General features: G+C 49.4%; 7 protein-coding genes. 1 reads left to right on the top strand and 6 read right to left on the bottom strand.

Annotation, left to right across the window (positions count from 1 at the left end; translation table 11 throughout):
* The 5 genes from amrB to J4G02_09280 form a co-directional block, all read right to left on the bottom strand.
* Positions 1 to 830, bottom strand: an 830-nt coding sequence (amrB, locus tag J4G02_09300; protein MCE2394768.1) for an AmmeMemoRadiSam system protein B, incomplete at its 3' end; no start/stop codon positions are given.
* 13 nt (positions 831 to 843) lie between these two features.
* Positions 844 to 1,236 carry a DUF1844 domain-containing protein gene (locus J4G02_09295; GenBank protein ID MCE2394767.1) on the bottom strand — a complete coding sequence of 131 codons (393 nt, stop codon included), beginning with the start codon at positions 1,234 to 1,236 and terminating at the stop codon, positions 844 to 846.
* Between the two features lie 77 nt (positions 1,237 to 1,313).
* Positions 1,314 to 1,682: a hypothetical protein gene (locus tag J4G02_09290; protein MCE2394766.1), complete on the bottom strand. Its 369-nt coding sequence runs from the start codon at positions 1,680 to 1,682 to the stop codon at positions 1,314 to 1,316.
* A gap of 101 nt (positions 1,683 to 1,783) precedes the next feature.
* On the bottom strand, positions 1,784 to 2,386 hold the full coding sequence (locus J4G02_09285) for a peptidylprolyl isomerase (GenBank protein MCE2394765.1): 603 nt from the start codon (positions 2,384 to 2,386) through the stop codon (positions 1,784 to 1,786).
* On the bottom strand, positions 2,370 to 2,948 hold the full coding sequence (locus J4G02_09280; GenBank protein ID MCE2394764.1) for a peptidylprolyl isomerase: 579 nt from the start codon (positions 2,946 to 2,948) through the stop codon (positions 2,370 to 2,372). Before J4G02_09280 ends, J4G02_09285 begins: the two co-directional genes overlap by 17 nt.
* A 346-nt stretch (positions 2,949 to 3,294) precedes the next feature.
* Between J4G02_09280 and J4G02_09275 the strand changes: the two genes are divergently transcribed.
* Entirely contained in the window at positions 3,295 to 4,119 is an 825-nt protein-coding gene (locus tag J4G02_09275) for a phytanoyl-CoA dioxygenase family protein (GenBank protein MCE2394763.1), read from the top strand.
* 22 nt (positions 4,120 to 4,141) lie between these two features.
* On the opposite strand, the gene J4G02_09270 is transcribed toward J4G02_09275, so the two are convergent.
* Positions 4,142 to 4,747: hypothetical protein (locus J4G02_09270; GenBank protein MCE2394762.1), on the bottom strand; the 606-nt coding region annotated here is incomplete at its 5' end.

The raw sequence follows: 4,747 nt of genomic DNA, 5'->3' as shown, positions 1-4,747 counted from the left end.
GGGACATCGCCGGAGTTTGCTGCTTTCAGCACTTCAAGCCGATTCCCGCCCAACGCTTTCGCCGCTCGCATTGTCGTATAGATTGCGCCGGTGCTGCACATCATGCAGTGAAAATTTTTGGTAGGGTGGATCTGCATATATTCATCCATCCGCTCATGCAAGTAATCGGGATCAAAATGTTCAACCGCCTCAATGACGACCTGATCTGATTTTCGCGCTGTTTCGTAGGTAGGATAGTGGCAGAGATCGGTGCTCCCAATCAGTAGGCAGGATCGATTGCTCATTGCTTCTGCAACTGCCTGACTCAAAGGAATGACATTTTCCGGCGAGTCATCTTGTAACAAGATAGGAATGATACGGAAGTCGGAGAGGAGGTGGTGTAGAAAGGGTAACTGCACTTCGAGGCTATGCTCGTTTGCGTGAGCCGCGGGCAGGTCGAGGAGGTCGCTGTTCAGGCGCATCATCTCAGCGGCGAGGTCTTCATCGACTTGGATATCGCCAAGCGGTGTACGGAACGCGCCACGCGCATAAATCGCTGCACCATCAATTCGGTAGCGATGGCTTAACCCGAGGAGCACCACTGTGTCGAAAGATTGTCCTGGCAACTGTTTGTAGGCGTGTCCTGCGACATGACCCGAGTAAACGTAGCCGGCATGGGGAGCGATGAGCCCAATGAGTTCGCCATCGGTTTCTTTTAGCTCCGCATCATCGATGAATTTGCCCACCTGTGCGGATAGGACTTTCGGCGAATCCGGATAAAAACTGCCAGCGACAGCAGGAGAGCGAACGGTTTCAGTCTGTGTAGTCTTCCTTCTCCAACTGATACCCATCCGTCTTCTCCTGCTAATCAGTTTCTGTCTCTGTTTCTTCCGATGATGCTTCAGTTGTCGATTCTGAGGTTTCCGGCGTCGGGGGAGGTGGAGGATTATTCGCTATCCGTATGTAAGTCATCCGGAGATTGTATAACGTATTATCCAACAGATTGCTTTCAGGCGCAGTTAAGTTACCCTTTGTCTTCTCCTTAAGGAGATCAATCGTGTCGATGGTCCGTTTTGCCATTTCGAGATCTACCAGTACCTCTTTTGTCTCCGGATTTTGATATCCTCCGAGGTAAGTAACCGCGGTCATCCCAAGCTCCGCAATGAAGGCAGAAAAATCAACGGGCGGCAATTTGGGTCGTTCTTGTCCGGTGGATTGGGAGCTGTCCGCAGTCGATTCCTTTGATACTTCTGCCATCTGCGCACCTCCTTATCACTTCTTCAGCCGTGGCGACAGTCATAGCACACCACGAATATAGTGATAGTAAATATTGCTTATTCGTCGAAGATAATGATCTGTGCAGGCAGCGATCCGGCTTGATTATTGTGTTCCGGATTTTCATTCATTGCGAGAAAGATTACGCCTTCAGCCGGTGCAGCGTTGTCGTACCGCGATCCAACAGCAAACACCATATCGTCAATTTTTGCGATTAATGCGCCGACGTTGGCACCGGGCATCAGGAAACCCTCTTCAGCGGGTAGATTGGCAATGCCGTCGGCACCGCACCAGCAGATGCGATTCTGTGTATCTGGTGACCATGCACCCTGTGCATCAATGACCATGCGTTGTCCTTTGTTAACGCGAACATATGTCTCTTGCCAGACCGGACTCGGACGGGCTGTATGGATAATGGTTAATGCCATAAAAAATCCTTTCTTTTTATCAATATAGGTTTCAGGAAGAAATGAGCAAGGAAGAAAGCTGATGCTCTGTCTTCCTTGCCCATTTGCATCGCCGCTTATTTTTAACCTTTTTCACGAACCTTGACCGTCATGATCTGGTCGCCTACTGCAATGCTGTCGACCACCTCTAGTCCTTTCGTGACCTGCCCAAATAAAGTGTAGTCGCTGTCTAATATAATCGTGTCGAGGCAAATGAAGAATTGGGTGGCATCTGCAACAGTCGCCCCCTCCGCTTTTGCCATAGCGAGGATCCCTCTCGCCGGTTGGTGATCGCTCGTCTCAATCGCTATCGTATCTTCGGTGGGAAAACGCGATCCGGCTTGAATCAGTTTTCCGGGTTCAACGCGATGGAATGTCGCATGATTATAATATTCCAACCGTGCATTCTTTAGAAAGTTTTCCACGGTTTTGGGCGCAACGTCCGCAAAAAACTCGACCTCAATTGCCCCCTTGTCTGTCTCAATGACAGCCATAGCGTTGTGGATGTCAATTTTTGTTTTGGCTGCTTGCATCGTGTCAGCCGATACTGTCGGACGTGCCTTCGGCTTTGGTGGACCCTTCTGTTCCTGCGAACAACTTACAAGGTATACGGTAAACAATGCTGCGAGGAGCATCACAGTAAAACGTTCAATGTAGCTTCGTCGGTTTTTATTCTGAAGTAACATATTTTGACTTCGCCTCCAATCGAACTTTTTTCATTTCGTCGCCGACCCTTAACAGATCTACGACCTCCATACCCTGAATAACTTGACCAAACGTTGTGTACCGGCCGTCTAAGAACGGTTGCGCTTTTAGACAGATATAAAACTGACTTCCTGCCGAGTCGGGGTTGCCTGTGTTTGCCATGGCAATTGTCCCTCGTTGATGAGGGACTTGGTTTGGGTTGGTATGCTCATCAATGATGGTATATCCGGGACCTCCCGTTCCATCCCCATTCGGATCGCCTCCCTGAATGATATTCAGGCCTGGTTTGTCCACTCTACGATGAAATGTTAGCCAATCGTAGAACTTTTTCTTAATTAGCTTGCTGAAGTTATCAACAGTAGCAGGCGCTGAGTCTGGATACAGTTCAATTACAATTTTTCCTTTATCCGTCGTTATCACAGCGACCTGCTCCTCTTCCTCCATCATATTACCACCACCACTTATAGCGGCACAGCCAATCCAAGCGGATAGCGGAAGTAATATAGCAAATACGGAAGCGGTAAGCAGAATACGGTTTCGCATCACTACCCCTTTCCTCGTTGTTAGGGACACGGATTCTATCTCAGCGTTCGCCGGAGCAAATCCTGATTGCATATAGATGTAAGGCAGACGTTGATCTGCACGGTCTCAGAAGGAACTTCACACGAATCAAATCACATTAAACACTAGCATAGCAAAGATTAACAGAAAAGTCAAGATTTTCATGAGGTCAATAGAGATTCACAAAAGTTTCCATTCATCTACCCAACAGAACCCTTCAAATTCTCTTGACACGACTGAAGTGCGGTGATAGCATTGGGCAAATTCCGTACTTACGGCGGCGTGGAACTTGGTGTATACATTATGATTAGAGGAGGCTTATAACTTAATGGATTTCTTTCAACTAACTGAGGCACAACGCCGGGACTTTGATGCAGATGGCTTTCTTATCATTCCACAAGCCATTGATGCCGAGACCGTTGCCCATCTGACTGAAGCAGGGGACCGATTGATGAAATCATTCATGGACGATCCGCAAAGCGTCTATCTACAACGCCGCGACGGGATCGTGCAGGAAGAGGCATTCGACTCGCTCATCTCTAACTCGACAACTGTTTCACGGGTCGTCCAGCTACTCAGTCCCAATATCCATCTCCACACGACTTCACTAATCTACAAGAAGCCCCAACCTCCCGACACAACACCTCCCGACCGCGGATGGCACCGCGACATCGGTATTGCAGAGGACCTTGGACACAGAGGCTTGCCGCGAGTCGGAATAAAGGTCTGCTACTGTCTGACGGACTTTCTCGAGCCTAGCTCAGGTATGACCTTGATGGCACGCGGGAGCCATCAGAGTGGTGAGCCGTTGGCGATTCGCAAGGGCGAGCCAGACCCAACTACAGTAGTTGATCCGTGTTTACACGCCGGTGATGCCATATTTTTTGAAAATCGGATTTTCCATACCGCGGCACCCAACCTGAGCAATTCCACCTCAAAGGTAATTATCTACGGCTATGCCTATCGCTGGATGAAGGTCGATATCAATCTTGATCCACCGGCTGAACAGGCAATAGAACGAGCTAGCAACGATATCGACAAACAGCTTTTAGGTGTGCATCGGAACGTTGACACACCGCCCCAAGCCTTGACCGATTGGGCAGAACATCACGGTGTCAATCCGGAACGTATATCTTGGGTTGTGGAAACATAAACAGTTCGTACCGGCATCGGTTTCAAAGGTTGCTTTTCGCTATATACGTCGCCAGATGCGCTAGGGCGCGACCACTATCAATCGCTTCCTTCGTCCGCTCAACGGCTTCGTGCGGATCCGAGCAAAGCCCTAGCAGGTAATCGGTCATCGCTGTATTGAGCACCAGTCGATCATATATCTGACCTTTGTGACCGGATAACGCCTCCATTCCCGCCGATGCAAACGCTTCAGGACTTATCGTTTCTATGCGTGGGTTTTTCTCATAATTAAATCCGAACTCTGACGGATCTATGTCCAACGAAAAATCCTCACGCCGCCCACCGACACGCCGAAACCCTTGGGAATAATTTATCGCCTGTCGCTCTGCCGTTGAGGGATTCCCCAGACGCAAGGCGTAGTGGCTTGTTCCCTCCTCACCTTTGACGACAAGCCCTGCTTGAAAACCGCGCTCCCAAATTAATTGCAGCAATGGTGTTTCATAGCCGGGGTGGTAGTACCCAATCACCATATAGTTTGCATCAGAAGCGGTGAACAGTTGCTGTGCTTTCTCCGTCGCTGCCCAAGGGGGACGCTTTTTGATATGCACCCGTAACTCTCGGACGTCGTATGCGCCGGGTGCATATTCTCG

The sequence above is a fragment of the Candidatus Poribacteria bacterium genome (assembly GCA_021295755.1).
Lineage (GTDB): Bacteria > Poribacteria > WGA-4E > WGA-4E > PCPOR2b > PCPOR2b.
Note: the sequence above shows the minus strand (reverse complement) of the source record. Positions and strands in the feature narration are given on the sequence as shown.